Below are 26,382 nucleotides of genomic sequence, written 5' to 3'. Positions count from 1 at the left end.
GGGCTTTTATGCCTTCTGAGGCATCTTCTTCATTCGCGATAGAACACCTGCAACAGGTGATAGCCGAAGCTGCTCTTGATCGGGCCCTGCACCACCCGTAGCGGTTGTTTGAAAATCGCCTTGTCGATCGCATGGACCATCTGACCCGGCCGGACTTCCCCCAGATCGCCGCCGCGCTTGCCGGAAGGGCACAGGGAATGACGGCGTGCCAGTTGCGCGAAGTCGTCGCCCTCGCTCAGGCGTTTCTTCAGTTTCAGCGCGTCCTCTTCGGTCTTGACGAGGATGTGACGGGCGAGTGCTTTTGCCATGGGAATCCTTGTTGAACCTGTGGGCTGACGGCGGCTGAGAAGCCGGCCTGGTGGCCATGGGGTGGGTGCGAAACCGGGGTGCGAACGGCGGTGCCCCGGGACGGCCGGCGCGCCATTCTGGTTGCCGCCACGGTGGATTTCCAGCGTCTCGGCTTTCCATCCCGACCGACCGGGGCGCCGTCGGATTTTCTGCACACGGCCGACGGGCTCCTTTCGCGGGGCATGACCCGGGCGCTCAGTCGGCGCCCGGACGCAGGCTCAGGGCCTGCCAGTCGACGACTTGCAGCAGGACGTCGCTCAACGCCTGCGCCGCCGTCGATAGCTTGTGGTCGGTCCGGCGCAGCAGCCCCACGCGGCGCTCCACCTGGGGATCGTGCAGGGCCACGCAACGGGCGCCGAGTTCCTCCATCTGGCGGATGCACAGGCTCGGTACGGCACTGACGCCCAGGCCCTGGGCGACCATGCGCCCGACGGTGACCAACTGGTGGCTCTCGAACGCCACCGGCAGGCGTCCATGCCGGGCGGACACCCTTTCCTCCAGCAGCAGGCGCACCGCGGACGGGCGCTGCAGGGTGATGAAGGGGTCTTCCAGCAACTCGGCCCAACTCACCCGGTCGCGCGCGACCAGGGCCGAGTCGCCGGGCACCACGGCGACGAAACGGTCGGTATAGAAGGGGATGAAATCGAGGCTTTCCAGGCTCTCCGGCTCGAAGGCGACGCCCAGCTCGACACGCCGGTTGCGCACCATCTCCAGCACTTCTTCGTTGATCACGTCGTGCACCGCCACGTTCACCCGCGGGTGACGGTCGCGGAACCTCCTCAGGGCCATCGGCAGCAGGTTGCCGGCGAAGGAGGGCATGGCCGCGATGGACACCTTGCCCAGCTGCAGGGTGAAGTGCTGCCGCACCAGTTCCTCCGCGTTGTCCCAGTCGGCCAGCAGGCGCCGCGCCACCGGCAGCAGGGTCTCGCCTTCGGGCGTCAGGGCGACGCTGCGGGTGGTGCGCACCAGCAGCGGGCCGCCCAGGGATTCTTCCAGGCTCTTGATCGCCAGACTCAGGGCCGGCTGCGACAGGTGCAGGCGCTCGCCGGCCTGGGCGAAGCTGAGGTGTTGCGCCACGGCCAGGAAGGCACGCAATTGCTTGACGGTCATTGATTTGTTCTTATGATCAAACGATTGGAAAAACAAACTTAACAAATCAGTGCCCAGCGGTGAAGCTCCACGCGGTGTCCCGGCAGCGCGCTGCCGTTCCGATAACGACAAGAGGTGCACAGCATCATGAGTGGACTCGACAAGCGAGTGGGCAGCTACGAGGAAGCCCTGGCAGGCCTGACCGACGACATGACCATCCTGGCCGGAGGCTTCGGCCTGTGCGGCATCCCGGAGAACCTGATCGCCGAAATCCGCCGCCGCGGCGTGCGCGGGCTGACCGTGGTCTCGAACAACTGCGGCGTCGATGGCTTCGGCCTGGGCGTGCTGCTGGAAGACCGGCAGATCCGCAAGATGGTCGCGTCCTACGTGGGCGAGAACGCGCTGTTCGAGCAGCAATTGCTCAGTGGCGAGCTGGAAGTGGAGCTCACCCCCCAGGGCACCCTGGCGGAGAAAATGCGCGCGGGCGGGGCCGGCATTCCGGCGTTCTACACCGCCACCGGCTATGGCACCCCGGTCGCCGAGGGCAAGGAGGCGCGCGAATTCAACGGCCGCCACTACATCCTCGAAGAGGCCATCACCGGCGACTTCGCCATCGTCAAGGGCTGGAAGGCCGATCACTTCGGCAACGTGGTGTATCGCCACACCGCGCAGAACTTCAACCCGATCGTCGCCACCGCCGGCAGGATCACCGTGGTGGAAGTGGAGGAAATCGTCGAGCCCGGCGAGCTGGAGCCCAGCCAGATCCACACGCCGGGAATCTACGTCGATCGCATCATCCAGGGCAGCTTCGAGAAACGTATCGAGAAACGCACGCTGCGCGCCTGATCCCTGGCGGCATGTCCGGTGCGTCGGCTTTCGTCGCGCGCCGCCGCCGCTCAAAAACCGCTAAACGATAAGAGGTTTCGTGCCATGGCACTTTCCCGCGAACAAATGGCTCAGCGCGTGGCCCGCGAGTTGAAGGATGGCTACTACGTGAACCTGGGCATCGGCATCCCGACGCTGGTGGCCAACTACATGCCCGAGGGCATCGACGTGATGCTGCAGTCCGAAAACGGGCTGCTGGGTATGGGCGCCTTTCCCAGCGAGGCCGAGGTGGACGCCGACATGATCAATGCTGGCAAGCAGACCGTGACCGCGCGCACCGGGGCGGCGATTTTCTCCTCCGCCGAGTCCTTCGCCATGATCCGTGGCGGTCACGTGGACCTGACCGTGCTGGGGGCTTTCGAGGTGGACGTGGAAGGTAACATCGCTTCCTGGATGATCCCCGGCAAGCTGGTCAAGGGCATGGGCGGCGCCATGGACCTGGTGGCCGGCGCCGACAACATCATCGTGACCATGACCCACGCGTCCAAGGACGGCGAATCCAAGCTGCTGCCGCAATGCACCCTGCCGTTGACCGGGCGCGGTTGCATCCGCCGGGTGCTCACCGATCTCGCCTACCTGGAAATCGAGGACGGCGCCTTCGTGCTCCGCGAGCGGGCGCCCGGCGTGAGCGTCGAGGAAATCGTCGCCAAGACCGCCGGCCGCCTGATCGTGCCGGACGACGTGGTGGAAATGAGCTTCCCCGAATAGGTTCGATCGTCGCGGCCCGCCTGGCGGGCCGCCCCTCAGGAGTTCCGTTATGCAAGATGTGGTAATCGTTGCCGCCACCCGTACCGCCATCGGCAGTTTCCAGGGCAGCCTGGCGCAGATTCCTGCGCCCGAGCTGGGCGCCACGGTGATCCGTGCGCTGCTGGAGAAGACCGGCCTCGACCCGGCCGCCGTGGATGAAGTGATCCTCGGCCAGGTCCTCACCGCCGGCTCGGGACAGAACCCGGCGCGCCAGGCCGCGCTGAAGGCCGGCCTGCCGCCAAGCGTGCCGGCCATGACCATCAACAAGGTCTGCGGCTCCGGGCTCAAGGCCTTGCACCTGGCGACCCAGGCGATCCGCTGCGGCGATGCCGACGTGGTCGTCGCCGGCGGCATGGAGAACATGAGCCTGGCGCCCTACGTGCTGCCCAAGGCGCGCACCGGCCTGCGCATGGGCCATGGGCAGGTGGTCGATACGATGATCAGCGACGGCCTGTGGGACGCCTTCAACGACTACCACATGGGCATCACCGCAGAGAACCTGGCCGAGCGCTTCGCGGTGAGCCGCGAGGCCCAGGACGCCTTCGCCGCGGCCTCGCAGCAGAAAGCCGTGGCCGCCATCGAGGCTGGCCGGTTCGCCGACGAGATCACCCCGGTGTCGATCCCCCAGCGCAAGGGCGAGCCGCTGAACTTCGCCACCGACGAACAGCCGCGCGCCGGCACCACGGCGGAAGCCCTCGGCAAGCTCAAGGCGGCGTTCAAGCAGGACGGCAGCGTCACCGCCGGCAACGCCTCCAGCCTCAACGACGGCGCCGCCGCGGTGTTGCTGATGAGCGAGGGCAAGGCCAAGGCCCTGGGCCTGCCGGTGCTGGCCCGCATCCAGGCTTATGCCAGCGCGGCGGTCGATCCGGCGATCATGGGGATAGCGCCGGTATCCGCCACTCGTCGTTGCCTGGAGAAAGCCGGCTGGTCCCTGGAACAGTTGGACCTGATCGAAGCCAACGAAGCCTTCGCCGCCCAGGCGCTGGCGGTGGGCCGGGAGCTGGATTGGGACGCCGACAAGGTCAACGTCAATGGCGGCGCCATCGCCCTCGGCCACCCCATCGGCGCATCCGGCTGCCGGGTGCTGGTGACCCTGCTGCACGAGATGATCCGCCGCGATGCCCACAAGGGCCTGGCGACCCTGTGCATCGGCGGAGGGCAGGGCGTGGCCCTCGCACTGCGTCGCGACTGAGGCGCAGGCCCCGAAGGGACGCCTTGCGGCGTCCCTTCGCGAAATGGCGCCCGGCTCCGTTCGCAAAGGCGCCGCTGCCGCCGCATCGGTAATCGTCTTGTAAAGCCCCCCTCGGCATCGGTGACAGAGGCTCGCGCGCCGTCCCACCTGGGGCGGGTTCGATGGCCTGTCGAACAGCGTCTGGCTAGGCCCAGGCGACCGAACGGCTTGCTATACCTGAGGAAGGCGGATGGAGCGCCTTCGCCCCCTCTGCGGCGGAAGAGCTCACGGCCCGGTGCCCGCGTGTCGACAAGAACAATAACAAGATGAGGTAATCCCATGGCTACACCGATCGAAGAGAGCCGCTTCGCGCGGTTCGCGTTGCGTTGCTCGAATTGGGCGGAACGCTGGTTCCCCGACTCCTGGGTCTTCGCCGCCGTGGCGGTCGTGGTCGTCGCCCTGGCGGCGATGGCCTTTGGCTCGCCGGCGCGGGAAACCGCCAAGGCTTTCGGCGACGGGTTCTGGAGCCTGATCCCCTTCACCCTGCAGATGGCCTTCGTGGTGATCGGCGGCTATGTCGTCGCCAGCTCGGCGCCGGCCTCGCGCCTCATCGATCTGCTGGCGCGGGTGCCGCGGAATGGTCGTTCCGCAGTGTGCTGGGTAGCGCTGGTGTCGATGCTCGCGTCGCTGCTCAACTGGGGCTTGAGCCTGGTGTTCGGCGGGCTGCTGGTGCGCGCCCTGGCCCGTCGCGAATCGCTGAAGATGGACTATCGCGCCGCCGGCGCCGCGGCCTACCTGGGACTCGGCGCGGTGTGGGCGCTGGGCCTGTCGTCGTCCGCCGCGCAGTTGCAGGCCAACCCGGCCAGCCTGCCTCCGTCGATCCTGGCGATCACCGGGATGATTCCCTTCACCCAGACCATCTTCCTCTGGCAGTCCGGCGCGATGTTGCTGGCGCTGATCCTGGTGTCCCTGGTGGTCGCCTATGTCACCGCGCCCGGCGCGAGCGCGGCGCGGGATGCCCATGCCTGCGGCGTGGAGGTGAGCGTCCGCGTGGAGCCGAGCGCGCGGCCGACGCGCCCGGGCGAATGGCTGGAGCACAGCCCGCTGCTGATCGTGCTGCTGGCGATCCTCGCCGCGGGCTGGCTGTTCGAGGAGTTCGCCAGCAAGCCGGCCATCGAGGCGATCTCCGGGCTGAACACCTACAACCTGCTGTTCCTGATGGCGGGCGCGCTGCTGCACTGGCGTCCGCGCAGCTTCCTCGACGCGGTGGCCCGGGCGGTGCCGGCCACCACCGGCGTGATGATCCAGTTCCCCTTGTACGGCTCCATCGCGGCGATCCTGACCAAGGTGGCCGGCGGCGACGGCCAGACCCTGGCCCATCACCTCTCGACCTTCTTCGCGCAGATCGCCTCCCACGACACCTATGCGCTGTTGATGGGCGTGTACTCGGCGGTGCTGGGTTTCTTCATCCCCTCGGGCGGGGGCAAGTGGATCATCGAGGCGCCCTACGTGATGCAGGTGGCCAACGACCTGCAGTACCACCTGGGCTGGGCGGTGCAGATCTACAACGCGGCCGAGGCGTTGCCGAACCTGATCAATCCGTTCTACATGCTGCCGCTGCTGGGTGTGCTGGGGCTCAAGGCCCGCGACCTGATCGGCTTTTCCTTCGTGCAGTTGCTGGTGCACTTTCCCTTGGTACTGTTCCTGCTCTGGGCGCTGGGCAATACCTTGAGTTACCTCCCGCCGCTCCAGCCTTGAGGGAGGGCGGGGCGCGGGCCCCGCCTCTCGTTCAACCGGTGCTGGCCAGCCGCGCGCGGGCCACGCGCGAGCCGTTCTCCTTGCCAAGCACCTGGCAGATGCGCTGGCCGGCCGCGATCAGGCGGTCGAGGTCGACGCCGGTCTCGATGCCCAGACCGTTCAGCAGATAGAGCACGTCCTCGGTCGCCACGTTGCCGGTAGCGCCCTTGGCGTAGGGGCAGCCGCCCAGGCCGGCCACCGAGGCGTCGAACACCGAGACGCCTTCCAGCAGGCTGGCGTAGAGGTTGGCCAGGGCCTGGCCGTAGGTATCGTGGAAGTGCCCGGCGAGCCGCTCGCGCGGCACGTCCCGGCCGACCGTCTCGAACAGGCGCCGGGTCGCGCCGGCGGTGCCGGTGCCGATGGTGTCGCCCAGGGAGACCTCATAACAGCCCATGGCGAACAGCTCCCGTGCCACCTCGGCGACCCGTTGCGGCGCCACCTCGCCCTCATAGGGGCAACCGAGCACGCAGGACACATAGCCGCGCACCCGCACCCGGCGGGCTCCGGCGAGTTCCATCAGCGGGCCGAAGCGTTGCAGGCTCTCGGCGATGGAGCAGTTGATGTTGCGCTGGGAAAAGGCCTCGGAGGCGGCGGCGAACACCGCCACTTCCTCCACGCCCGACTCCAGCGCTGCCTCCAGCCCCTTGAGGTTGGGCGCGAGGGCGGCGTAGACGACCCCGTCGCGGCGCGGCAGACGCGCGAACACCTCGGCGCTGCCGGCCATCTGCGGCACCCATTTGGGCGACACGAAACTGCCCACTTCGATATAGCCCAGGCCGGCTTCGGCGAGGTCGTTCACCAGACGCACCTTGTCCTCGACGCCGATGGGCTGTTTTTCGTTCTGCAGGCCGTCCCGCGGGCCGACCTCCACCAGGCGTACCCGTGTGGGCATGTTCATAAGGGCTTCTCCAAAAGGTTCGCCATCGAAGGGCGCAGATTACAGGAGGAACCGCTAGGCATCGGCTTCCAGCTCCACCAGCACGCTGCCTTCGCCGACCATCTCGCCCTCCCGGCAATACAGTGCCTTGACCACGCCGGCCCTGGGCGCGCGGATGCTGTGCTCCATCTTCATGGCCTCGAGCACCACCAGCGCGGTGCCGGCTTCCACCGCTTGGCCGGCTTCCACCAGGACCCGCACGATGCTGCCGTTCATCGGGGCACTGAGGCCACCCTGCTGGGTATGGCTGGCCTCGGCCGCGGCGATCGGGTCGAAGTGGGTCACCGCCAGCAGCTCGCCTTGCCAGTCCAAGTACAGGACGTCGCCGCGCCGCTCGGCGTCGATACGCCGTGCGGCCCCGCCCAGGTCCTCCTCGGAAGCGACCCGGACGCGTCGACGCTGGTCGCGGCAGACCAGCGTCAGTGAGGTCTCCGCGGGCAGGCCGGCGCGCCAGCCGTGCTGCGCGCTCCACGGCGACTCGGGATCGTCGTCGCGCCGGCGTTGTGCTTCGCTGGCCAGGAAGGCTCGCGCCGCGACCTGCCAGAAGGCCTCCGAGAGTTCCGCCGGCGCCGGCAGCAGCGCGGCGTGGTGACGGGCGATGAAACCGGTGTCCAGTTCCGCCGTGGCGAAGGCCGGATGGGCGAGCACCCGGCGCAGGAACGCCAGGTTGGTGCGCACGCCGCCGACCCGGGTCTCGCCGAGCATCGCCAACAGGCGCTGGCGGGCTTCTTCGCGGTTCTCGCCCCAGGCGATCAGCTTGCCGAGCATGGGGTCGTAGAAGGGCGAGACGCTATCGCCCTCGGCGACGCCGCTGTCGACCCGGCGCCCGGGGCCGGCGGCCGCTTCGCGATACAGGTGCAGGGTGCCGGTGGCCGGGAGGAAATCGTTCTCCGGGTCTTCGGCGTACAGGCGCACCTCGATGGCGTGGCCATGCAGGGGCACCTGGTCCTGGGTGAGCGGCAGGGGCTCGCCGCGCGCCACGCGAATCTGCCAGGCCACCAGGTCGAGCCCGGTGATGGCTTCGGTGACCGGGTGTTCCACCTGGAGGCGGGTGTTCATCTCCATGAAGAAGAACTCGCCGCGCTCGTCCAGGAGAAATTCCACGGTGCCGGCGCCGACGTAGCCGATGGCCTGGGCCGCCTTCACCGCCGCCTCGCCCATGGCGCGGCGCTGTTCGGCGGACAGCCCGGGAGCCGGTGCTTCCTCGACCACTTTCTGATGGCGGCGCTGGATCGAACAATCCCGCTCGTTCAGGTACAGGCAATGGCCATGCCGGTCGGCGAACACCTGGATTTCCACGTGGCGCGGCTTGAGCACGTATTTTTCCACCAGCATGCGCGCGTCGCCGAAGGACGACTGCGCCTCGCGCTGCGCCGACTCCAGTGCTTCGGCCAGGCCCGCTTCGTTCTCCACCACCTTCATGCCCTTGCCGCCGCCGCCGGCGGCGGCTTTGAGCAGCACCGGGTAGCCGATCTTCGCCGCGGCGACGCGGAAGGTTTCCAGGTCCTGGGCCTCGCCGTGATAGCCCGGCACCAGCGGTACCCCGGCGGCCTCCATCAAGGCCTTGGCCGCGGATTTGCTGCCCATGGCGTCGATGGCCGTGGCCGGCGGGCCGAGGAAGATCAGCCCGGCCGCTTCGATGGCGCGGGCGAACGCCGCGTTTTCCGAAAGGAAGCCATAGCCCGGGTGGATCGCCTGGGCACCGCTGGCGCGGGCGGCGTCGATCAGCTTGTCGATCAGCAGGTAGCTGTCCGCCGGCTTGGCGCCACCCAGGTCGACGGCGATGTCGGCTTCGCGCACGTGGCGCGCATCCCGGTCGATGCCGCTGTGCACGGCGACGGTGGTCAGGCCCAGGGCCTTGGCGGTGCGCATCACCCGGCAGGCGATTTCGCCTCGGTTGGCGACCAGAAGGGTATCGATCATGTCAGCGGCTCCGGTGTGGCCTGGCTGCGGGGAAAAGGCGGCGATGGCGGCGGGCATCAGGACGCGTCCTGCCAGGCCGGTTTGCGTTTGCCGAGGAAGGCGCGCAGGCCTTCCTGGCCTTCGGTGCTGACGCGGATTCGCGCGATGGCGGTTTCGGTGTAGCGGCGCAGCGCCGGGGTGAGTTCGCCGCTGCCGACTTCGCGCAGCAGGTCCTTGCAGGCCTGCATGGCCTGCGGGCTGTTCAGCCACAGGGTGTCGATCCAGCTCTGCACCGCCGGGTCCAGCGCCTCGGCGGGGTAGCATTCCGCCAACAGGCCGAGCCGCTGGGCGCAGACACCGTCGAAGCGTTCGGCGGTCAGCGCGTAGCGGCGCGCGGCGCGCTCGCCGATGGCCTGGACGACGAAGGGGCTGATCACCGCCGGGACCAGGCCGATGCGCACTTCCGACAGGGAGAACTGCGCGTCCTGGGCGCCGATCGCCATGTCGCAGCAGGCGATCAGGCCGAGGGCGCCGCCGAAGGCCGCGCCCTGGACCACCGCCAGGGTCGGCACCTTCAACTGATACAGGTTGTGCATCAGCTCGCCCAGTTCGCGGGCATCGTCCAGGTTGGTGGTGTAGTCCAGCTCGGCGCATTGCTGCATCCAGGCCAGGTCGGCGCCGGCGGAGAAGTGCCGGCCGCGGCCACGCAGCACCAGGAAGCGCAGGTTGCGGTCGGACTGCACGGCATCCAGAGCGAGGATCAATTCGCGGATCATGCCGGCATCGAAGGCGTTGTTCTTGTCCGGGCGGTTCAGCCAGAGGGTGGCGATGCCGCGGGGGTCGATATCCAGTTCGATCGAGTTGAAGGCTGTCATGGGCTTCTTCACAGGTACGCGGTGCGTGTCGGTAGGGGGCGGGGCGCCGCAGCGCCCCGCGCGTCACATGCGGAAGACACCGAAGGTGGTGGGTTCCAGCGGAGCGTTGAGCGCGGCGGACAACGCCAGCGCCAGGACCTCGCGGGTCTGCGCCGGGTCGATGACGCCGTCGTCCCACAGCCGTGCGCTGGAGTAGTAGGGGTGGCCCTGGCGTTCGTACTGGTCGAGGATCGGTCGCTTGATCGCGGCCTCGTCGGCCTCGGACAACGCCTGCCCGGCGCGCTCGGCCTGCTCCCGTTTGACCTGGGCGAGCACGCCGGCGGCCTGCTCGCCGCCCATCACGCCGATCCGCGCGTTCGGCCACATCCACAGGAAACGCGGATCGTAGGCGCGGCCGCACATCCCGTAGTTGCCGGCGCCGAAACTGCCGCCGATGATCACCGTGAACTTCGGCACCCGCGCGCAGGCGACCGCCGTCACCAGCTTGGCGCCGTGCTTGGCGATGCCGCCGGCCTCGTATTTCTGTCCGACCATGAAGCCGGTGATGTTCTGCAGGAACAGCAGCGGGATGCCGCGCTGGCAGGCCAGTTCGATGAAGTGCGCGCCTTTCTGCGCGGCCTCGGCGAAGAGGATGCCGTTGTTCGCCAGGATCGCCACCGGGTAGCCGTGCAGGTGGGCGAAGCCACACACCAGGGTGGTCCCGAACAGGGCCTTGAATTCGTCGAAGGCGCTGTCGTCCACCAGCCGGGCGATCACCTCGCGGACGTCGAAGGGCTGCTTGGCGTCCGCCGGGATGATCCCGTAGAGCTCCTCGGCGGCGAAGCGCGGCGCTTTCGCCGGGCGGCTCTGCAACTGGCCGAGCTTGCGCCAGTTGAGGTTGGCCACGCAGCGGCGCGCCAGGGCCAGCGCGTGTTCGTCGTCCTCGGCGTAGTGGTCGGCGACCCCGGAGACCTTGCAGTGCACGTCGGCACCGCCGAGGTCCTCGGCGCTGACCACTTCGCCGGTGGCGGCTTTCACCAGGGGCGGCCCGGCGAGGAAGATGGTCGCCTGGTTGCGCACCATCACGGTCTCGTCGGACATCGCCGGCACATAGGCGCCGCCGGCGGTGCAGGAGCCCATCACCACGGCGATCTGCGGGATGCCCATGGCGCTCATGCTGGCCTGGTTGAAGAAAATCCGTCCGAAATGCTCGCGGTCGGGGAACACCTCGTCCTGGCGCGGCAGGTTGGCGCCGCCGGAGTCCACCAGGTAGATGCAGGGCAAGCGGTTTTCCCGGGCGATGGCCTGGGCCCGCAGGTGTTTCTTCACCGTCAACGGGTAGTAGCTGCCGCCTTTCACTGTGGCATCGTTGGCCACGATCATGCATTCGACGCCCTCGACCCGGCCGATTCCGGCGATCACGCCGGCGGCGGGTACGTCTTCGCCGTAGACCTCGTGGGCGGCCAGCTGGCCGATTTCGAGGAAGGCGGAGCCGGGATCGAGCAGATGCTCGATGCGCTCGCGGGGCAGCAGCTTGCCTCGCGCCGTATGGCGTTCCTGGGCCTTGGCGCCGCCGCCCTCGCGGACCTTGGCGAGCAATTCGCGCAGGGCGCCGACCTGTTCGAGCATGTGTGCCGCGTTCGTCGCGTAATCGGGGGCGCGCGGGTTGATCTGGGTGGTGAGGATGGTCATGGCGGTCTCAGCTCAGCGGCGCGAGATAGAGCAGGGTGTCGTAGTCGAAACGCACCCGGCCTTGGTGTTGGTAGAGGTCGAACAACTGGCGCAAGCGTTCCAGCATCGGTCGATGCCCCGGCTGGCCGGGTTCCGGCGTATAGGACGAGGAGCTCAGCCGTGCTTCCAACGCCTCGTGGTCCAGCTCCTGGGTGTTGTCGAACACCAGCAGCCGGCAACCCTCGGGGCCGAAGAAACGCGACAACTGGGCCGGGCGCAGGTTGCGGTGCTCGACCTGGGCATAGTCGGTGCCGAAGGTCTGCAACAGCTCCTCGTAGCCGCGCATGAAGGCGCTGCTGTCGGAGAGCCGGTCGTTCCAGATCAGTGCCACCGGCGCCCCGGGCTTGAGGATGCGAGCGAACTCGCGGCGCGCAGCCTCGCGGTCGAACCAGTGAAAGGCCTGGCCGACGATCAGCAGGTCGATGCTGGCCGGTTCGATCCCGGTGGCTTCGGCGGTACCCGGCAGGCTGACGAAGTTGCCATGCTGGCCGAGGCTGGCTTCCGCCGCCTGGCGCATCGCCACGTTGGGTTCCACCGCCCGCACCTGCAGGCCGCGCTCGACGAAGGGAAGGCTGAGCAGCCCGGTGCCGGCGCCGATGTCGGCGACCCGCGCCCGATCCGGCAGGTCCCGGCAGAGCCGCTCGACCAGGGCCTGCGGGTAGCGCGGACGGCCTTTGTCATAGGCGCCGACGCGGCTGCTGAAGCGTTCGGTACTCTGCATGGGGCATTCCTCCAGGTGGATGCCGGCGCGCGAATCAACGGGTTTCGTTGAACAGTTCGCGGCCGATCAGCATGCGGCGGATTTCGCTGGTGCCGGCGCCGATTTCGTAGAGCTTGGCGTCGCGCAGCAGGCGCCCGGTGGGGAATTCGTTGATGTAGCCGTTGCCGCCGAGGATCTGGATGGCATCGAGGGCCATCTGGGTGGCGCGCTCGGCGGTGTACAGGATCACCCCGGCGGCGTCCTTGCGGGTGGTCTCGGCGCGATCGCAGGCCTGGGCCACGGCGTACAGGTAGGCCCGGCTGGCGGCGAGCTGGGTGTACATGTCGGCGACCTTGCCCTGCACCAGTTGGAACTCGCCGATGCTTTGGCCGAACTGCTTGCGGTCGTGGATGTAGGGCACCACCACGTCCATGCAGGCCTGCATCAGGCCCACCGGGCCGCCGGACAACACCACGCGCTCGTAGTCCAGGCCGCTCATCAGCACCCGCACGCCGCCGTTCAGGTTGCTGAGCAGGTTTTCCTCGGGCACTTCCACGTCGTCGAAGAACAGCTCGCAGGTGTTCGAGCCGCGCATGCCGAGCTTGTCGAACTTGTTGCCTCGGCTGAACCCTTTCCAGTCCCGCTCGACGATGAACGCGCTGATGCCGTGGGCGGCCTTTTCAGGCTCGGTCTTGGCGTAGATCACGTAGGTGTGGGCGTCCGGACCGTTGGTGATCCAGGTCTTGCTGCCATTGAGGACGAAGCGGTCGCCGCGTTTTTCGGCGCGCAGTTTCATCGAGACCACGTCGGAGCCGGCGTTCGGTTCGCTCATGGCCAGGGCGCCGATGCGCTCGCCGCTGATCAGCCCGGGCAGGTAGCGGGCCTTCTGGTCGGCGTTGCCGTTGCGCTTGATCTGGTTGACGCAGAGGTTGGAGTGAGCGCCGTAGGACAGCGCCACCGAGCCGGAGGCGCGGCTGATTTCCTCCATGGCCACCACGTGGGCCAGGTAGCCCAGGCCGGCGCCGCCGTATTCCTCGTCGACGGTGATGCCCAGCAGGCCCATCTCGCCGAACTTCTTCCACATGTCCATGGGGAACTGGTTGTCGCGGTCGATCTCGGCGGCGCGCGGCGCCAGTTCGCTGGCGACGAAGGCCTGGACCTGCTCGCGCAGCATGTCGATGGTTTCGCCGAGGGCGAAGTTGAGGGAGGGATAGCTCATGGGTTCACCTGTGCAGGTTGTCTCGGGAGAGGCGGGGCGCCCCGTCAGTCTGGATCGCGCTAGCGGGGCGTCTCGGCCATGGCGGCCAGGCAACGTTCCTCGGCGGTATCCAGTTCCAGTTGCATCTGTTCGATGTCGAGCAGTTGTTCCGCCAGTTGTGTGCGGCGCTGGGCGATCTTTTCCATGAACGCTTCCAACTGCTTGCGGTTGCCGCCGCTGGGGTCGTACAGCTCGATCAGGTCCTTGCATTCGGCGAGGGAAAAACCGATGCGCTTGCCGCGCAGGATCAGCTTCAGGGTGACCAGGTCCTTCGGGCTGTAGATACGTTCCTGGCCCCGCCGCTCGGGGGACAGCATCCCCTGTTCCTCGTAGAAGCGGATGGCGCGGGTGGTGATGTCCAGCTCGCGAGCCAGGTCGGAAATGCTGTAGGTCTGGGGCATTGGGGAGGCGCTCGGCTGTTTTACCTTTACGTTAACGTAAAGTCGGCGAGCAGGACCTGTCAAGCGGGTTGGTTGGCGAAGCGGTACGAACTCGGCGGCCGGACCCGATCGTCGAAAGACGGGCTTGCGTTTTCATGACGTTGACGTAAAGGTAAAAGCGACGGCCTCCGCTTCGACCGTCGCCTGGTTCGCAGAACAATCATAAAAAAGGAACGTCCATGAACGCGCTTAGCCATACCCAGGGTCGCCGGGATCGACCTTTGTTGACCACCACCATCGGCGTCGCCTTCGACGATGCCGTCGCGCGCTACGCCGAGCGCGATGCGCTGCTCGTCCGGCATCAGCAGGCGCGTTTCAGCTGGGCGCAACTGGGCGCGGCCGTCGAACGCTGCGCCCTGGGCCTGCTGGCGCTCGGCCTGGAACGGGGCGATCGCCTGGGAATCTGGGCGCCCAACTGCGCCGAATGGTGCATCCTGCAATTCGCCAGCGCCAAGGTCGGCGCGGTGCTGGTGAACGTCAATCCGGCCTACCGGGTCGGCGAGCTGGAATACGTGCTGAAGCAAGCCGGCTGCCGTTGGATGGTCTGCGCGGAGGCGTTCAAGACGTCGGACTACCACGCGATGGTCCTCGAGTTGCTGCCCGAGCTGGCCGGCTCTACTCCCGGCGAGCTGCGCAGCGACCTGCTGCCGCAGTTGCAGGGCGTCGTCAGCCTCGCCGACCGCCCGCCGGCGGGGTTCCTGTCCTGGGCCGGGTTGCAGGCGCTGGGGGAGGGCGTGGACACCCAGCGCCTCGCACGACGGCAGGCGGAGCTGGAGCCGGATCAGCCGATCAACATCCAGTACACCTCGGGCACCACCGGCTTTCCCAAGGGAGCCACCCTCAGTCATCGCAATATCCTCAACAACGGCTACATGGTCGGCGAGAGCCTGGGCCTGACCGAGAGGGACCGTCTGGTGATCCCGGTGCCGCTCTACCATTGCTTCGGCATGGTGATGGGTAACCTGGGCTGCCTGACCCACGGCTCGACCATGATCTACCCGGCGGCCGCCTTCGACCCGGAGGCCACGCTCGCGGCGGTGGCGGAAGAGCGCGCCAGCGTGCTCTACGGCGTGCCAACCATGTTCATCGCGCTGCTCGATCATCCGCGGCGCGCCAGCCACGACCTGTCCGGCCTGCGCTCGGGCATCATGGCCGGCGCGACATGCCCGATCGAGGTGATGCGCCGGGTCATCGAGGAATTGCACATGGGCGAAGTGCAGATCGCCTACGGCATGACCGAGACCAGCCCAGTGTCGTTGCAGACCGGCGCCGACGACGATCTGGAACTGCGGGTGACCCGCGTGGGGCGCACCCAGCCGCACCTGGAAAGCAAGATCGTCGGCCCCGACGGGCAGACGCTGCCGCGCGGCGAGGTCGGCGAACTGTGCACCCGTGGCTACAGCGTGATGCTCGGCTATTGGAACGACCCCAAAGCGACCGAGGCGGCCATCGATGCCGACGGCTGGATGCACACCGGGGACCTGGCGCAGATGGACGAGGCGGGCTACGTGAGCATCGTCGGGCGCAGCAAGGACATGATCATCCGCGGCGGCGAGAACATCTATCCGCGGGAGCTGGAGGAGTTCTTCTTCACCCATCCGGCGGTCGCCGACGTGCAGGTGATCGGCATTCCCGACGAGAAATACGGCGAAGAGATCGTCGCCTGGATCAAGTTCCATCCCGGCCATGACGCCAGCGAAACCGAGCTGCGCGACTGGAGCAGGGCGCGCATCGCGCATTTCAAGACCCCGCGATATTTCAAGGTGGTGGACGAGTTCCCGATGACCGTGACCGGCAAGGTGCAGAAATTCCGCATGCGCGAAATCAGCATCGCCGAGCTGGCCTCCGAACCGCGCACGGCTTCGTAGGTCGTGGATGGGCGCTCGCCGAGCGCGGACCGGGCTGGCAAACATGGGGGAGCTGCGCGGCGTGAATGGACGTGCTGGAGCGGCTCTCGACGAAGCATCGGCGCGCTTTCGTAGAGAACCGGGACGGCCGCACGCGGTGACGCCTCCAGGCCACCGACGCATGACCCGGCGGCACTTGGCCGGTTCCGCCGAGGCCTGAGGCATGGACAGCGGCGAGCCTATCGATTCGCGCCGCCGTCCAGGGGCCCTTGTCCGCTGGGTCTAGTAGGTGGCGTCCCGCTCGAAGGCGCCGAGGTCGCAGCCGGCGACGCCGTCGCCATTGCCGTCCTGCATACGAGGGGTGCCGCGCTGGTCGTGGAGGGTGCAGTTATCGACGCCACGGTCAAGCGCCGGGCTGTTGGCTAGCAGAGCGTGGGTCCGGGTGGGACCGCCGTTGTTCGCGAGCGGCCCGAGGATTTGGGTGAAGGCGAGGGCATCGTCGACGCGCAAATCGGCGTTGCAGGCGCCGCCGTCCTCGCCCAGCAGCAGGCCGCGAGCCTGATAGCGGTCGCTCTGGTTCAGACAATTGTGCGGGCGTGGCTCGCCTTCGTCCGGCAGGTAGCGGTTGGCCGCGATCAGGCTGTTGCGAACGGTCAGGGTCGCATAGTTGGCCAACCCGTAGTTGCCGTTGTCGACGATGCTGACGTTCACCAGCAGCGCCTGGGTGAAGGTATTGCCCGGCGAGCCGCTCTGCCCGTTGGCGAAGGCGCCGCGGCCGTACTGGGGACGGTTCTGGCTGAGCGTGCTGTTGCTCAGGGAGAGCACGCCGCCTTCGGCGTTGAGGATTGCCGCGCCGTCGCCGTAGCCGCCCAGCAGATTGCCGATGAAGGCGCTGCGGGCGATGTCCGCCGAGCCCTGGTTGTACAGTGCGCCGCCCCGGCCGGTATCCGCCACGTCGGAACTGCCGTTGCCTTCCATCGTGGTGTCGCGGATGCGCAGGTGCCCGAGGTTGTACAGGGCGCCGCCCTGTCCGGAACCGAGGGTGAGGGAGAACGCCAGGTTGTCGTGCAGGGTCGAGTTCTTCAGCGACAGGGTGCCCAGGTTGGCGATGGCGCCGCCCGCCGCCGGGGCTTCGCCGAGGACCCGGTTGCCTTCCAGGTTGACCGCGTCCAGCAGGGCTTCGCCCTGGTTGCGCAGGGCACCGCCATCGCCGGTGGTCTCCCCCTTGCGCAGGGTCAGCCGCTCCAGGCTCAGGCGGCCGCCCGGCTGCACGTCGAAGAGTCGGTCGAGGAAATTGCCATCGATGAGGGTTCGCCCGATGCCGGCGCCGACGATGGTCAGGTCGCTGGAGACGTCCAGGTCGCCGTTGAGGCTGGCGTTCTCCTCGACGATCCCCTTTTCGTCGCGGGCCGGGGCGATGCTCAACGAATAGGTCCCGGGGGCCAGCTTGATTCGATGGGTGCCGGGTTGCGCGGAGGCGTAGGCGACGGCTTCGCGCAAGGAGCAGTCGGCGTCGCAGACGCCGTCGAAGCGATCGAGGGTGGTGGTGACGAACAACTCGTCGGCCTGGACCTGGGCGCAGGCGAGGGCACAACCGGCCAGTAAGCGATGTAGGTTTTGCATGAGGCTGTCTCCTCGGATGATATTTCTCGACGGAGACGGCATGACTTCCGTTACGGTGCGCGACGGACCCGCGACCACGGGAGAGTGTAGGCGCGATGCGCGCGCTTGCCGGACACACGAGGGAGAGGATGTCGTGGAGAAAGGCACCATTTCGGTGAAACTGGTCAACGAGGCCTTGCGGGAGGTCCGCCGGCGGATGGACGTGGCGCCGGTGCTGGCCCGTGCCGGCATTCCCGTGGCCTGCCTGGAGGACGCCGACGCGCGGATTTCCTCGGAAGCCTATGGCGCGCTCTGGCTGCTGCTGGCCGAGGCCCTGGACGACGAATTCTTCGCCCTGGACCGGCGCCGGATGAAGGTCGGCAGCTTCGCCTGCCTGTGCCGCACGGCGCTCCACGAGCCGACCCTCATGCGCGCGCTGCGGGCGGCGCTGCGCCTGTTCGGCGTGATGCTGGACGACTACCGCCCGCAGTTGCGCCGTCGTGGCGGATTCGCCGAGATCCTGCTGGACGAGCCCGAGGGTCGCGGGCGCGCCTTCGCCTGTTTCACCCTGTGGATGATCGTCCACGGCATGGCCTGCTGGCTGGTGGGGCGGCGCATCCCGATCCTGGCGGTGGAGTTGCGCTGCCCGATGCCGGAGTACTGCGAGGACTACCGGGTGATGTTCAGCGAGAACCTGCGCTTTTCCCGGCCCCGCAATCGCCTGCTGTTCAATGCCGAGGTGCTCGATATGCCGGTGCGGCGGCAGGTGAGCGAACTCAAGGGGTTTCTCGCCGGGGCGCCGGCCAACATCCTGGTGCGCTACCGCGATCCGCAGAGCCTGGCGATGCGCTGTAAGGCCTACCTGCGCGAACTGTCCCCGGCACAGTGGCCGGCATTCGAGGCGCTCGCCGCGCGCTTCTGCATGTCCGCCTCGACCCTGCGGCGCAAGCTGGCGGTGGAGGGGCAGTCGTACCGCACCCTGAAGGACCAGGTGCGTCGCGACAGGGCGATCGCCAGCCTGAACCGCCAGGCAAACTGCGGCGAGCTGGCGGGCGAATTGGGGTTCGCCGATGCCAGCGCCTTCTACAAGGCCTTCAAGAAGTGGACCGGCTCCACGCCGGGCCGCTACCGCGAATTGAGGGAAGCGGAAGGCGAGCGGGACGAGGTGCCGTAGCAGAGCCCGGCGCTCGGAGGGAGCATCCAGCCCCGGTCCGGAGTGTCCAGCGCCGCCCCGACCGCGCATCCTAGCCGATCCCGGCCCGACCTTACCCGCGCTCGCGGGCGGGGTGGCGGCCGGAGCACGTGGGGCGACTGTTCGAATCGCTCAGGCAGGACGGCGGCTTTCGACATTGTGTCCGGCGGCCCGCAAGGCGAGCATCCACGGCATTCCAATAACAATACGATCGAGGTGTTCCCGCATGCGCGACTCCGTTGACCACGAGCCTTTCATCCGCGATTACTCCACTGCCGTCGAAACCTTCGAGCTGGCCGCCACCCTGGCCGACAGCCTGTCGAGGGACCTGACCGCCCTCAACGCCTGCGTCGAATGCTGCGACCGGCATGTCCTGCCAGGGCGCATCGCGCTGTTCTGGGAGGGCCGCAACGGCGCCCGCTCCGTGCACACCTTCAGCGAACTGCAGGCGCAGTCCGCACGCTTCGCGCGGTTCCTGGCCAGCCTCGGGGTACAGCCGGGCGACTGTGTGTCCGGGCTGCTGCCGAGGACCCCGGAACTGCTGATCGTGGTGCTGGGCACCTGGCGCCTGGGCGCGGTCTACCAGCCGCTGTTCACCGCCTTCGGCCCGAAAGCCATCGAGCACCGTGTGCTGGCCGCCGGTACCCGGGTACTGGTCACCGACGGCCAGCACCGCGGCAAGCTCGACGAGGTGCAGGCGTCGCCGATACGGGTGACCGTCGGCGGTCCCAGGGGCGAGGGCATACGCCACGGCGACTACAGCTTCTGGGCCGAGCTGGAGCGCTTCGAGCCGCATTTCGAACCGGTGCCGCGAAAGGCCGACGATCCCTTCCTGATGATGTTCACCTCGGGCACCACCGGCCCGGCCAAGCCGCTGGAAGTACCGCTCAAGGCGATCGCCGCCTTCATGGGCTACATGCGCGACGCGGTTGACCTGCGCCCGCAGGACGCGTTCTGGAACCTCGCCGATCCGGGTTGGGCCTACGGCCTCTACTACGGCGTGACCGGGCCGCTGGCGCTGGGTCATCCGATCACCTTTTACGAAGGCCCCTTCAGTGTCGAGAGCACCTGCCGGATCGTCGAGCGCTACGGCATCGACAATCTGGCCGGATCGCCGACCGCGTTCCGCCTGCTGCTGGCCGCCGGCGAGACGGCGGCGAAGACGCTCGCCGGTCGGCTGCGGGTGGTGAGCAGCGCCGGCGAGCCGCTCACTCCCGAGGTGATCCGTTGGTTCGCCGAGCGCCTCGGTACGACCATCCACGATCACTACGGGCAGACCGAGATGGGCATGGTGCTGTGCAACCACCACGCCCTGAGGCACCCGGTGCATGTCGGGGCCGCCGGGTTCGCCAGCCCCGGGCATCGGGTGGTGGTGCTGGACGAGGCGCAGCGCGAGCTGCCCGCCGGCCAGCCGGGCATCCTCGCCCTGGATCGGCGGCGCTCGCCGATGTTCTGGTTCGCCGGCTACCGGGGCATGCCGACATCCGCCTTCGTCGGCGACTACTACCTGAGCGGCGATACGGTCGAACTCAACGCGGACGGCAGCATCAGCTTCGTCGGCCGCTCGGACGACGTGATCACCACCTCCGGCTACCGGGTCGGCCCGTTCGACGTGGAGAGCGTGCTGATCGAACATCCGGCGGTGGTCGAGGCGGCGGTGATCGGCAAGCCGGACCCCGAGCGCACCGAGCTGGTCAAGGCCTTCGTGGTGCTCTCCGAACGCTACCGGCCCACCGCGGAACTGGCCGCGGAGTTGCAGCGCCACGTGCGCAGCCGGCTGTCCGCCCACGCCTACCCCCGCGAAGTGGAGTTCGTCGAGGAACTGCCGAAAACCCCCAGCGGCAAGATCCAGCGCTTCCTGCTGCGCAACCAGGAGCGCGCGAAGATGGAAGCCGCCTCGGCCTGAGGCGGGGCGCCAGCGGGCGATTCGATTCGACCGGCGCCGCGGTGCTCGCCCTGGGAAGAGCGGGTAGGGCGGAGGCGTGATCCGCCCAGGCAACGCCGCGGCTCTCGGCGCCGGCCTTGCGCGAAGCGACGGATTCCGCGAAGTCGCGCCCGGTCCGCGCCCGCGCCAATCAGGTTCGCGGCGCATGTAGGGGGCGAGCCGGGGCGTATCCGGTCCTCGGCCCACGTCTAGCCCAGGGGGTGGATCGCGCTGCGCGGGCTTGCCGGCGGCGTAGCACACTGCCGTCGGGTCCGACCGATGAGGGGCTTGGTCGCCGTGATGTTTGAAACGAAGCCGCCGCGGGTGTGGTGCGCCGCGGCGGTTCGGGTCGATTCGCCCGGGTCGGAAACGGTCAGGCCTTGGCCTTCTCCGCGCGGGCTTCCTGGGCCAGCGCCTGCTGGGTGATTTCGATGATCTGTTCGCGCATCCAGCGGTTGGCCGGGTCCTGGTCGGTGCTTTCGTGCCAGTACAGATGGGTTTCCAGCGAGGGCACGTCGTTCACCGGCAGCGCGACGTAGTGCAGGTCGTTGCGTCGGGCGAAGCGCTCCGGCACGGTCATCGCCATGTCGGTGTTCTGCATCACCGTGGAGGCCATCAGGTAGTGCTGCGAGCGCAGCGCGATGCGCCGCTGGATGCCCATCTTGCCCAGGGCCAGGTCGATATAGCCCAGGCCGCTGCGGCGACTGGAAATATGGATGTGGGTCAGCGACAGGTACTCGTCGAGGGTCAACTTATCCTTCGCCAGGGGATGGCCCTTGCGCATGGCGCAGACATAGGGATCCTCCATCAACTTGACGTGGCGGACCTGGGGATCGGTGTTCAGCGGCGCATCGATGGCGAAGTCCAGGCGTCCGGCGGCCAGCTCCTTGGTGGTCTCGCGGCGTTTCGCCAGGAAGCTTTCGATCTGCACCGCCGGAGCCAGGCGCCGCAGGCGCTGGAACAGCGCCGGCAGGATCACCGCCTCGGTGAGGTCGGTCATGCTGATGCGGTAGGTCTTGTTCGCCTGCTGCGGGTTGAAGGTCCGGCTCTCCTGCACCGAGACGCGCAGCAACTGCAGCGCATTGCGCACCGAGCCGATGATGTTCTGCGCCATGGGCGTCGGCACCATGCCCTGGGCGGTGCGCACGAACAGCGGGTCGTTGAAGGTTTCGCGCAGGCGCGCCAGGGCGTTGGACACCGCCGGCTGGGTGATGCCGACGATCTGCCCGGCGCGGGTCAGGTTGGCCTCGGTGTAGATGGCGTCGAAGACAATGAAGAGGTTGAGATCGACCTTGTTCAGGTTCATTCGAGCGTGCTCCGGCCTGGTGAAAAACCCGGATCATATATCGGTGATGAATGTTAATACACGCCGAAAATAGGTTAGATAAATCCAGGTCGCTGCTCTAGCATCCTTTTCATCACCTCGCCTCATCATCCAGAACAGCCAGAAGGTAGCTCTCCCATGGATTTCGCCTACTCCCCCAAAGTCCAGGAACTGCGCGAGCGGGTCACCGCATTCATGGATACCTACGTGTATCCCGCCGAACCGGTATTCGAACGCCAGGTGGCGGAAGGCGACCGCTGGCAACCGACCGCGATCATGGAAGACCTCAAGGCCAAGGCGCGCGCCGAGGGCTTGTGGAACCTGTTCCTGCCGGAGTCCGAGCTGGGCGCTGGACTGACCAACCTGGAATACGCGCCCCTGGCGGAGATCATGGGGCGCTCGCTGCTCGGGCCCGAGCCGTTCAACTGCTCGGCGCCGGACACCGGCAACATGGAGGTTCTGGTGCGCTATGCCAACGAGGCGCAGAAGCGCCAGTGGCTCGAGCCCCTGCTGCGCGGCGAGATCCGCTCGGCCTTCGCCATGACCGAGCCGGACGTGGCCTCCAGCGACGCCACCAACATGCAGGCGCGCGCCGTCCGCGAGGGCGACGAGTGGGTCATCAACGGGCGTAAGTGGTGGACCTCCGGGGCCTGCGATCCCCGCTGCAAGATCATGGTCTTCATGGGCCTGAGCAACCCGGACGCGCCGCGCCATCAGCAGCATTCGATGATCCTGGTGCCGACCGACGCGCCGGGGGTGAAGATCGTCCGGCCGCTGCCGGTGTTCGGCTACGACGACGCCCCCCACGGGCATGCCGAGGTGCTGTTCGAGAACGTGCGGGTGCCCTATGAGAACGTGCTGCTGGGCGAGGGGCGCGGTTTCGAGATCGCCCAGGGCCGCCTCGGCCCGGGACGCATCCACCACTGCATGCGCTCGATCGGCATGGCCGAGCGCGCGCTGGAGCTGATGTGCAAGCGCGCGGTCGAGCGCACCGCGTTCGGCAAGCCGCTGGCGCGCCTGGGCGGGAACATCGACAAAATCGCCGATTCGCGCATGGAGATCGACATGGCGCGGCTGCTCACCCTGAAGGCGGCGTTCATGATGGACACCGCCGGCAACAAAGTGGCCAAGAGCGAGATCGCCCAGATCAAGGTGGTGGCGCCCAACGTCGCCCTGCGGGTGATCGACCGCGCCATCCAGATCCACGGCGGTGCCGGGGTCTCCGGCGATTTCCCGCTGGCCTACATGTACGCCATGCAGCGCACCTTGCGGTTGGCCGACGGCCCGGACGAGGTGCATCGCGCGGCGATCGGCAAGTACGAGGTGGGCAAGTACGTTTCCCGCGACCTGCTGCGCGGCTAACGCCACTGAGGCGCGGAGCCTCCGCCGCGCCGATTCGCACCCCTGAAAAAACCCGCGAGCCTCAAGGGCGAGCGGGTTTTTTCATTTTGAGCGGAAGAAGCAGGCGCGGCTCAGATTTCCGCCGGATGCACGTGGCCGAACAGCTCCTGGGAGAAGCGCATGCGCTCTTCGGCGGTCTCCATCACCCCCTGGGCCTGCAACTCGGCGAGGCGGGCTTCCACCGCATGGGTGCGAAGGGTCAGGCCGCAGTCGTTGGCGATCTGGATGTTCAAGCCGGGCCGCGCATTGAGCTCGAGGATCAACGGCCCCTTGTCCTGGTCCAGCACCATGTCCACGCCGATGTAGCCGAGGCCACAGAGCTCGTAGCAACCGGCGGCCAGCCGCATGAAACCGTCCCAGTTCGGCAACTGCACGCCGTCCACCGCATTGGTGGTGTCGGGGTGCTTGGTGATCTTGGCGTTCAGCCAGGTGCCCTGGAGGGTGACACCGGTGGCCAGGTCCACGCCGACGCCGATAGCGCCCTGGTGGAGGTTGGCCTTGCCGCCGGACTGGCGCGTCGGCAGGCGCAGCATGGCCATTACCGGGTAGCCCATAAGCACGATGATGCGGATGTCCGGCACGCCTTCGTAGCTGATGCTCTTGAAAATCTGGTCGGGGGTGACGCGGTACTCGATCAGGGCGCGGTCGCGGTGGCCGCCGAGGGAATACAGGCCGGTGAGGATGCTGGAAATCTGGTGTTCGATTTCCTCGTGGCTGATGATCTTGCCGGACACCGTCCGGTAGCGGCCCTCGAAGCGGTCGGCGATGACCAGGATGCCATCGCCGCCGGCGCCCTGGGCCGGCTTCACGACGAAATCGCTATGCCCGCCGATGATGCTGTCGAGCGTGTCGATCTCCTTTTCCGTGGAGATGATCCCGTACATCTCGGGCACATGGATGCCCGCCTGGATCGCGCGTTCCTTGGTGATGATCTTGTCATCGACGATGGGGTACAGGTGCCGGCGGTTGTACTTCAACACGTAGTCCGCGTTGCGCCGGTTGATGCCCATGATGCCTTTGGCTTCCAGGGCTTTCCACGTCTTGATCAGACCGAACATGGGCTCAATCCTTCAGGAAGGCTTTGAAACGGAACAGTTCGGTCAGGCGGTAGCCGCGATAGCGACCCATCGCCAGCATGAAGCCGACCATGATCAACAGCACCGCCGGGAAGGTGAAGACGAAGTACACCAGTTGCGGGACCATCATCAGCAGGTGCGCCAGCGTGGCGGCGAACAGGGTGCCGATCGCCACCTTCATCGCATGCCCGGCGCCGCGCTCCTCCCAGGTGATCGACAGCCGCTCGATGGTCATGGTCAGGATCACCATCGGGAACAGCGCCACGGACAGGCCGCGCTCGAGGCCCAGCTTATGGCTGAGCAGGCTGATCACCGCGATCAGCACCACCACGAAAGTCAACACCACCGAGAGCCGTGGCAGCATCTGTAGCTTCAGGTGCTCCAGGTAGGAGCGCAGCGACAGGCCGAGGGCGGTGATCAGGGTGAACAGCACGATGCCGAAGCCGAGCTGGGTCTCGCGGAAGGCGAGGGCGATCAGCACTGGCGTGAAGGTGCCCAGGGTCTGCAGGCCGATCAGGTTGCGCAGGATCAGGATCACCAGCACGCCGATGGGGATCATGATCATGATCTGGTAGGTCTGCTGGGTTTGCAGGGGCAGGCCGTACAGCGAGTATTCGAGGAAGTCGACGTCGGTGTTCTCGTCGGTCAGCTTGGCCAGGCGAATGGCGTTCATCTCGCTGTTGTTCAGGGTGAAGGTCACCTGAGCCTTCTTGCCGCCCTCGACGCTGAGCAGGTTTTCGTCGCCGGTCCACCACATCAGGCGGTCCGCCGGCAGGCCCTGCTCGCCGGTTTCCGGATTGAAATACAGCCATTTCTCGCCATTGAAGCTGCGCATCCACAGCTCGGGCGTCTGCGGTTGCTCGGCGATCAGGCGGATGGTGTGGACGCGCTCCATCGGCACGTGGGCGATGGACAGAAGCAGTTCGATGATGCGCGCCTTGTTGGGCGTCGAGGCATCGCCCGCCATCAACAGCTTGACGTTGTCGTCGTTGAGGTTGTTGACCCGCTTGATGGTCTCGCTGATGAAGGTCTCGACATCCGCGGAGTGCTGGCGAATCGGCGCCATCAGGGCTTCCGCAGCGATCTTCTCGGCGCCGTCCACGGCAATACTGTCGCGGAAGATCGGGCCTTTTTCCTTGGGCTTCTCCCCGCTGTAGCGCTTGGTCAGCACCAGGCGGTAGTAGAGGGTCTGGTTGCCGCTGACCCGGCGCGCCGACCAGGTCACCTTGCGGTTGCCGTCGGTGCGGTTGATGCTCACCCCGTAGTTATTGGAGATGAAGCTTTCGTTCAGGCTGACGTAGTCCTGGTTCAGCGGCGGCACGAACATCTGCAGCTTGACCGGCTCGCGGGGGTTGGCCTGGAATTCCACCTTGGCGTCGATGTTCCACAGGTCGTCCGTCTCGTCCTCGGTCACCGGAATGCCCTGGATGAAGATCTGGTAAGCCGTGATCAGAACGCCCAGCGTCACCAGGATGGTGATGAGGACTTTCAGATGCAGGGTAAGAGAGCGCATGGAAATTACTCGGCAGAATTCGCGACGGTGGCGCAACCGGGTTTGCCGGCCGCGTATTTAAGACTGGGGTCGATCAGCGCGTCGAAGCGTTTGAGCGCATCCGAGCCTATCAGCAGCGGGTATTGGAAGGCGCTTCGGTCGGTCAAGTTCACTTCGATGCTGCGCAGGGCCTTGCCCATGCAGATCTGCAACTCGATGACCGGCCGTGCGGTATAGGTCTTGTCTTCTTCGGGGTCGTAGTCGCCGGCGCGCCGCTTGATCTTGCTGATCCGCGCCAGCGGGCGCTCGATGGGGTGGGCATGGGCGTCATCGATGGCCAGGTAGAAACGTACCCAGGGCTCGCCCTCGCGCTTGAAGCGTTCGATGTCGCGGGCGCTGAGGGAGGCGGTCTTGGCGCCGGTATCCAGCTTGGCCGGGACCTGCAGGTCCAGATCGGCGAGAGAAGCGTATTCGTTCAGACCATAGACGGTCTTGTCGGCGGCGAAGCTCGAGCCGGAGCAGAGCAGGCAGAACAGCAGGGCGGAAGGCGCGAGTCTCATAAGTCCTTAGGGGTCTATCGCGGTCGTCGTGAGGCATGACCGGCGGCGTTGATAAGGACGGCCCATGTACCCGCCCAGCGGAGCGGCAGGCGAGGAGCCTCCGTC

22 protein-coding genes are annotated in these 26,382 nt (G+C 67.2%); 8 read left to right on the top strand and 14 right to left on the bottom strand.

Annotated elements, in window-relative coordinates; all coding sequences use genetic code 11:
• Positions 1-29: 29 nt before the first annotated feature.
• Entirely contained in the window at positions 30-308 is a 279-nt protein-coding gene (locus OGL92_RS02780; RefSeq protein WP_263140087.1) for a peptidylprolyl isomerase, read from the bottom strand.
• A 235-nt stretch (positions 309-543) separates the two neighbouring features.
• Positions 544-1,458: a LysR family transcriptional regulator gene (locus OGL92_RS02775; RefSeq protein ID WP_263140084.1), complete on the bottom strand. Its 915-nt coding sequence runs from the start codon at positions 1,456-1,458 to the stop codon at positions 544-546.
• A 126-nt stretch (positions 1,459-1,584) separates the two neighbouring features.
• On the opposite strand from OGL92_RS02775, the gene OGL92_RS02770 reads away from it, so the two are divergent.
• The 4 genes from OGL92_RS02770 to OGL92_RS02755 all read left to right on the top strand — a co-directional run bounded on the left by OGL92_RS02770 (position 1,585) and on the right by OGL92_RS02755 (position 5,998).
• Positions 1,585-2,283: a CoA transferase subunit A gene (locus OGL92_RS02770; protein WP_263140083.1), complete on the top strand. Its 699-nt coding sequence runs from the start codon at positions 1,585-1,587 to the stop codon at positions 2,281-2,283.
• Positions 2,284-2,367: 84 nt separating this feature from the next.
• Positions 2,368-3,030 carry a CoA transferase subunit B gene (locus tag OGL92_RS02765; RefSeq protein ID WP_263140081.1) on the top strand — a complete coding sequence of 221 codons (663 nt, stop codon included), beginning with the start codon at positions 2,368-2,370 and terminating at the stop codon, positions 3,028-3,030.
• A gap of 49 nt (positions 3,031-3,079) precedes the next feature.
• Positions 3,080-4,261 carry an acetyl-CoA C-acetyltransferase gene (locus OGL92_RS02760; protein WP_263140079.1) on the top strand — a complete coding sequence of 394 codons (1,182 nt, stop codon included), beginning with the start codon at positions 3,080-3,082 and terminating at the stop codon, positions 4,259-4,261.
• 318 nt (positions 4,262-4,579) lie between these two features.
• Complete coding sequence (locus tag OGL92_RS02755; protein WP_263140077.1) at positions 4,580-5,998, top strand: TIGR00366 family protein; 1,419 nt, start codon at positions 4,580-4,582, stop codon at positions 5,996-5,998.
• Positions 5,999-6,029: 31 nt separating this feature from the next.
• On the opposite strand, the gene OGL92_RS02750 is transcribed toward OGL92_RS02755, so the two are convergent.
• The 7 genes from OGL92_RS02750 to OGL92_RS02720 all read right to left on the bottom strand — a co-directional run bounded on the left by OGL92_RS02750 (position 6,030) and on the right by OGL92_RS02720 (position 13,820).
• Entirely contained in the window at positions 6,030-6,935 is a 906-nt protein-coding gene (locus tag OGL92_RS02750; RefSeq protein ID WP_263140072.1) for a hydroxymethylglutaryl-CoA lyase, read from the bottom strand.
• A 54-nt stretch (positions 6,936-6,989) separates the two neighbouring features.
• Positions 6,990-8,897, bottom strand: a complete 1,908-nt coding sequence (locus OGL92_RS02745) for an acetyl/propionyl/methylcrotonyl-CoA carboxylase subunit alpha (RefSeq protein ID WP_263140068.1) — start codon at positions 8,895-8,897, stop codon at positions 6,990-6,992.
• A 56-nt stretch (positions 8,898-8,953) separates the two neighbouring features.
• Entirely contained in the window at positions 8,954-9,751 is a 798-nt protein-coding gene (locus OGL92_RS02740; protein WP_263140063.1) for a gamma-carboxygeranoyl-CoA hydratase, read from the bottom strand.
• Positions 9,752-9,814: 63 nt separating this feature from the next.
• The gene (locus OGL92_RS02735) at positions 9,815-11,422 is read right to left on the bottom strand and encodes a carboxyl transferase domain-containing protein (protein WP_263140062.1); all 1,608 of its coding nucleotides are present in this window, start codon (positions 11,420-11,422) and stop codon (positions 9,815-9,817) included.
• A 7-nt stretch (positions 11,423-11,429) separates the two neighbouring features.
• The gene (locus OGL92_RS02730; protein WP_263140059.1) at positions 11,430-12,182 is read right to left on the bottom strand and encodes a class I SAM-dependent methyltransferase; all 753 of its coding nucleotides are present in this window, start codon (positions 12,180-12,182) and stop codon (positions 11,430-11,432) included.
• Positions 12,183-12,216: 34 nt separating this feature from the next.
• On the bottom strand, positions 12,217-13,380 hold the full coding sequence (locus tag OGL92_RS02725; RefSeq protein ID WP_263140057.1) for an isovaleryl-CoA dehydrogenase: 1,164 nt from the start codon (positions 13,378-13,380) through the stop codon (positions 12,217-12,219).
• A 59-nt stretch (positions 13,381-13,439) separates the two neighbouring features.
• The gene (locus OGL92_RS02720; protein ID WP_263140054.1) at positions 13,440-13,820 is read right to left on the bottom strand and encodes a MerR family DNA-binding transcriptional regulator; all 381 of its coding nucleotides are present in this window, start codon (positions 13,818-13,820) and stop codon (positions 13,440-13,442) included.
• A 218-nt stretch (positions 13,821-14,038) separates the two neighbouring features.
• Here OGL92_RS02720 and OGL92_RS02715 point away from each other — a divergent pair, with 218 nt between their 5' ends.
• Positions 14,039-15,727, top strand: coding sequence for an AMP-binding protein (locus OGL92_RS02715; RefSeq protein WP_263140052.1), 1,689 nt, complete (start codon positions 14,039-14,041; stop codon positions 15,725-15,727).
• Between the two features lie 261 nt (positions 15,728-15,988).
• On the opposite strand, the gene OGL92_RS02710 is transcribed toward OGL92_RS02715, so the two are convergent.
• On the bottom strand, positions 15,989-17,329 hold the full coding sequence (locus OGL92_RS02710; protein WP_263140050.1) for a CSLREA domain-containing protein: 1,341 nt from the start codon (positions 17,327-17,329) through the stop codon (positions 15,989-15,991).
• 133 nt (positions 17,330-17,462) lie between these two features.
• Between OGL92_RS02710 and OGL92_RS02705 the strand changes: the two genes are divergently transcribed.
• Both OGL92_RS02705 and OGL92_RS02700 read left to right on the top strand, forming a co-directional pair.
• A complete protein-coding gene (locus OGL92_RS02705) occupies positions 17,463-18,482 on the top strand; it encodes an AraC family transcriptional regulator (protein ID WP_263140043.1) in 1,020 nt (339 codons plus the stop codon).
• A gap of 274 nt (positions 18,483-18,756) precedes the next feature.
• Positions 18,757-20,406 carry an AMP-binding protein gene (locus OGL92_RS02700; RefSeq protein WP_263140266.1) on the top strand — a complete coding sequence of 550 codons (1,650 nt, stop codon included), beginning with the start codon at positions 18,757-18,759 and terminating at the stop codon, positions 20,404-20,406.
• A 391-nt stretch (positions 20,407-20,797) separates the two neighbouring features.
• Here the strand turns inward: OGL92_RS02700 and OGL92_RS02695 are convergent, their stop codons facing one another.
• Positions 20,798-21,730: a LysR family transcriptional regulator gene (locus OGL92_RS02695; RefSeq protein WP_263140034.1), complete on the bottom strand. Its 933-nt coding sequence runs from the start codon at positions 21,728-21,730 to the stop codon at positions 20,798-20,800.
• Between the two features lie 156 nt (positions 21,731-21,886).
• On the opposite strand from OGL92_RS02695, the gene OGL92_RS02690 reads away from it, so the two are divergent.
• On the top strand, positions 21,887-23,110 hold the full coding sequence (locus OGL92_RS02690) for an acyl-CoA dehydrogenase (protein ID WP_263140032.1): 1,224 nt from the start codon (positions 21,887-21,889) through the stop codon (positions 23,108-23,110).
• A gap of 110 nt (positions 23,111-23,220) precedes the next feature.
• Here the strand turns inward: OGL92_RS02690 and OGL92_RS02685 are convergent, their stop codons facing one another.
• Genes OGL92_RS02685 through OGL92_RS02675 form a run of 3 tightly spaced genes read right to left on the bottom strand, consistent with a single transcriptional unit; the run spans position 23,221 to position 26,277 of the window.
• Positions 23,221-24,207, bottom strand: a complete 987-nt coding sequence (locus tag OGL92_RS02685; RefSeq protein WP_263140029.1) for an alpha-L-glutamate ligase-like protein — start codon at positions 24,205-24,207, stop codon at positions 23,221-23,223.
• A 4-nt stretch (positions 24,208-24,211) separates the two neighbouring features.
• On the bottom strand, positions 24,212-25,738 hold the full coding sequence (locus OGL92_RS02680) for an inactive transglutaminase family protein (protein WP_263140027.1): 1,527 nt from the start codon (positions 25,736-25,738) through the stop codon (positions 24,212-24,214).
• Positions 25,739-25,743: 5 nt separating this feature from the next.
• Positions 25,744-26,277 (bottom strand): ATP-dependent zinc protease, encoded by a 534-nt coding sequence (locus OGL92_RS02675; RefSeq protein ID WP_263140025.1) that lies wholly within the window; start codon positions 26,275-26,277, stop codon positions 25,744-25,746.
• Positions 26,278-26,382: the final 105 nt, after the last annotated feature.

Origin of the sequence: Pseudomonas sp. RIT-PI-AD (assembly GCF_025642785.1) — a bacterium.
In the GTDB taxonomy this organism is placed as follows: Bacteria; Pseudomonadota; Gammaproteobacteria; order Pseudomonadales; family Pseudomonadaceae; genus Pseudomonas_T.
The sequence above is the reverse complement of the archived record's forward strand: the minus strand, read 5'-3'. Positions and strand labels throughout refer to the sequence as shown.

What these genes read in the sequence shown, in the direction of transcription:
- OGL92_RS02780 (WP_263140087.1), bottom strand. Translation starts at nt 308, where the DNA reads ATGGCAAAAGCACTCGCCCGTCACATCCTCGTCAAGACCGAAGAGGAC.
- OGL92_RS02775 (WP_263140084.1), bottom strand. Translation starts at nt 1,458, where the DNA reads ATGACCGTCAAGCAATTGCGTGCCTTCCTGGCCGTGGCGCAACACCTC.
- OGL92_RS02770 (WP_263140083.1), top strand. Translation starts at nt 1,585, where the DNA reads ATGAGTGGACTCGACAAGCGAGTGGGCAGCTACGAGGAAGCCCTGGCA.
- OGL92_RS02765 (WP_263140081.1), top strand. Translation starts at nt 2,368, where the DNA reads ATGGCACTTTCCCGCGAACAAATGGCTCAGCGCGTGGCCCGCGAGTTG.
- OGL92_RS02760 (WP_263140079.1), top strand. Translation starts at nt 3,080, where the DNA reads ATGCAAGATGTGGTAATCGTTGCCGCCACCCGTACCGCCATCGGCAGT.
- OGL92_RS02755 (WP_263140077.1), top strand. Translation starts at nt 4,580, where the DNA reads ATGGCTACACCGATCGAAGAGAGCCGCTTCGCGCGGTTCGCGTTGCGT.
- OGL92_RS02750 (WP_263140072.1), bottom strand. Translation starts at nt 6,935, where the DNA reads ATGAACATGCCCACACGGGTACGCCTGGTGGAGGTCGGCCCGCGGGAC.
- OGL92_RS02745 (WP_263140068.1), bottom strand. Translation starts at nt 8,897, where the DNA reads ATGATCGATACCCTTCTGGTCGCCAACCGAGGCGAAATCGCCTGCCGG.
- OGL92_RS02740 (WP_263140063.1), bottom strand. Translation starts at nt 9,751, where the DNA reads ATGACAGCCTTCAACTCGATCGAACTGGATATCGACCCCCGCGGCATC.
- OGL92_RS02735 (WP_263140062.1), bottom strand. Translation starts at nt 11,422, where the DNA reads ATGACCATCCTCACCACCCAGATCAACCCGCGCGCCCCCGATTACGCG.
- OGL92_RS02730 (WP_263140059.1), bottom strand. Translation starts at nt 12,182, where the DNA reads ATGCAGAGTACCGAACGCTTCAGCAGCCGCGTCGGCGCCTATGACAAA.
- OGL92_RS02725 (WP_263140057.1), bottom strand. Translation starts at nt 13,380, where the DNA reads ATGAGCTATCCCTCCCTCAACTTCGCCCTCGGCGAAACCATCGACATG.
- OGL92_RS02720 (WP_263140054.1), bottom strand. Translation starts at nt 13,820, where the DNA reads ATGCCCCAGACCTACAGCATTTCCGACCTGGCTCGCGAGCTGGACATC.
- OGL92_RS02715 (WP_263140052.1), top strand. Translation starts at nt 14,039, where the DNA reads ATGAACGCGCTTAGCCATACCCAGGGTCGCCGGGATCGACCTTTGTTG.
- OGL92_RS02710 (WP_263140050.1), bottom strand. Translation starts at nt 17,329, where the DNA reads ATGCAAAACCTACATCGCTTACTGGCCGGTTGTGCCCTCGCCTGCGCC.
- OGL92_RS02695 (WP_263140034.1), bottom strand. Translation starts at nt 21,730, where the DNA reads ATGAACCTGAACAAGGTCGATCTCAACCTCTTCATTGTCTTCGACGCC.
- OGL92_RS02690 (WP_263140032.1), top strand. Translation starts at nt 21,887, where the DNA reads ATGGATTTCGCCTACTCCCCCAAAGTCCAGGAACTGCGCGAGCGGGTC.
- OGL92_RS02685 (WP_263140029.1), bottom strand. Translation starts at nt 24,207, where the DNA reads ATGTTCGGTCTGATCAAGACGTGGAAAGCCCTGGAAGCCAAAGGCATC.
- OGL92_RS02680 (WP_263140027.1), bottom strand. Translation starts at nt 25,738, where the DNA reads ATGCGCTCTCTTACCCTGCATCTGAAAGTCCTCATCACCATCCTGGTG.
- OGL92_RS02675 (WP_263140025.1), bottom strand. Translation starts at nt 26,277, where the DNA reads ATGAGACTCGCGCCTTCCGCCCTGCTGTTCTGCCTGCTCTGCTCCGGC.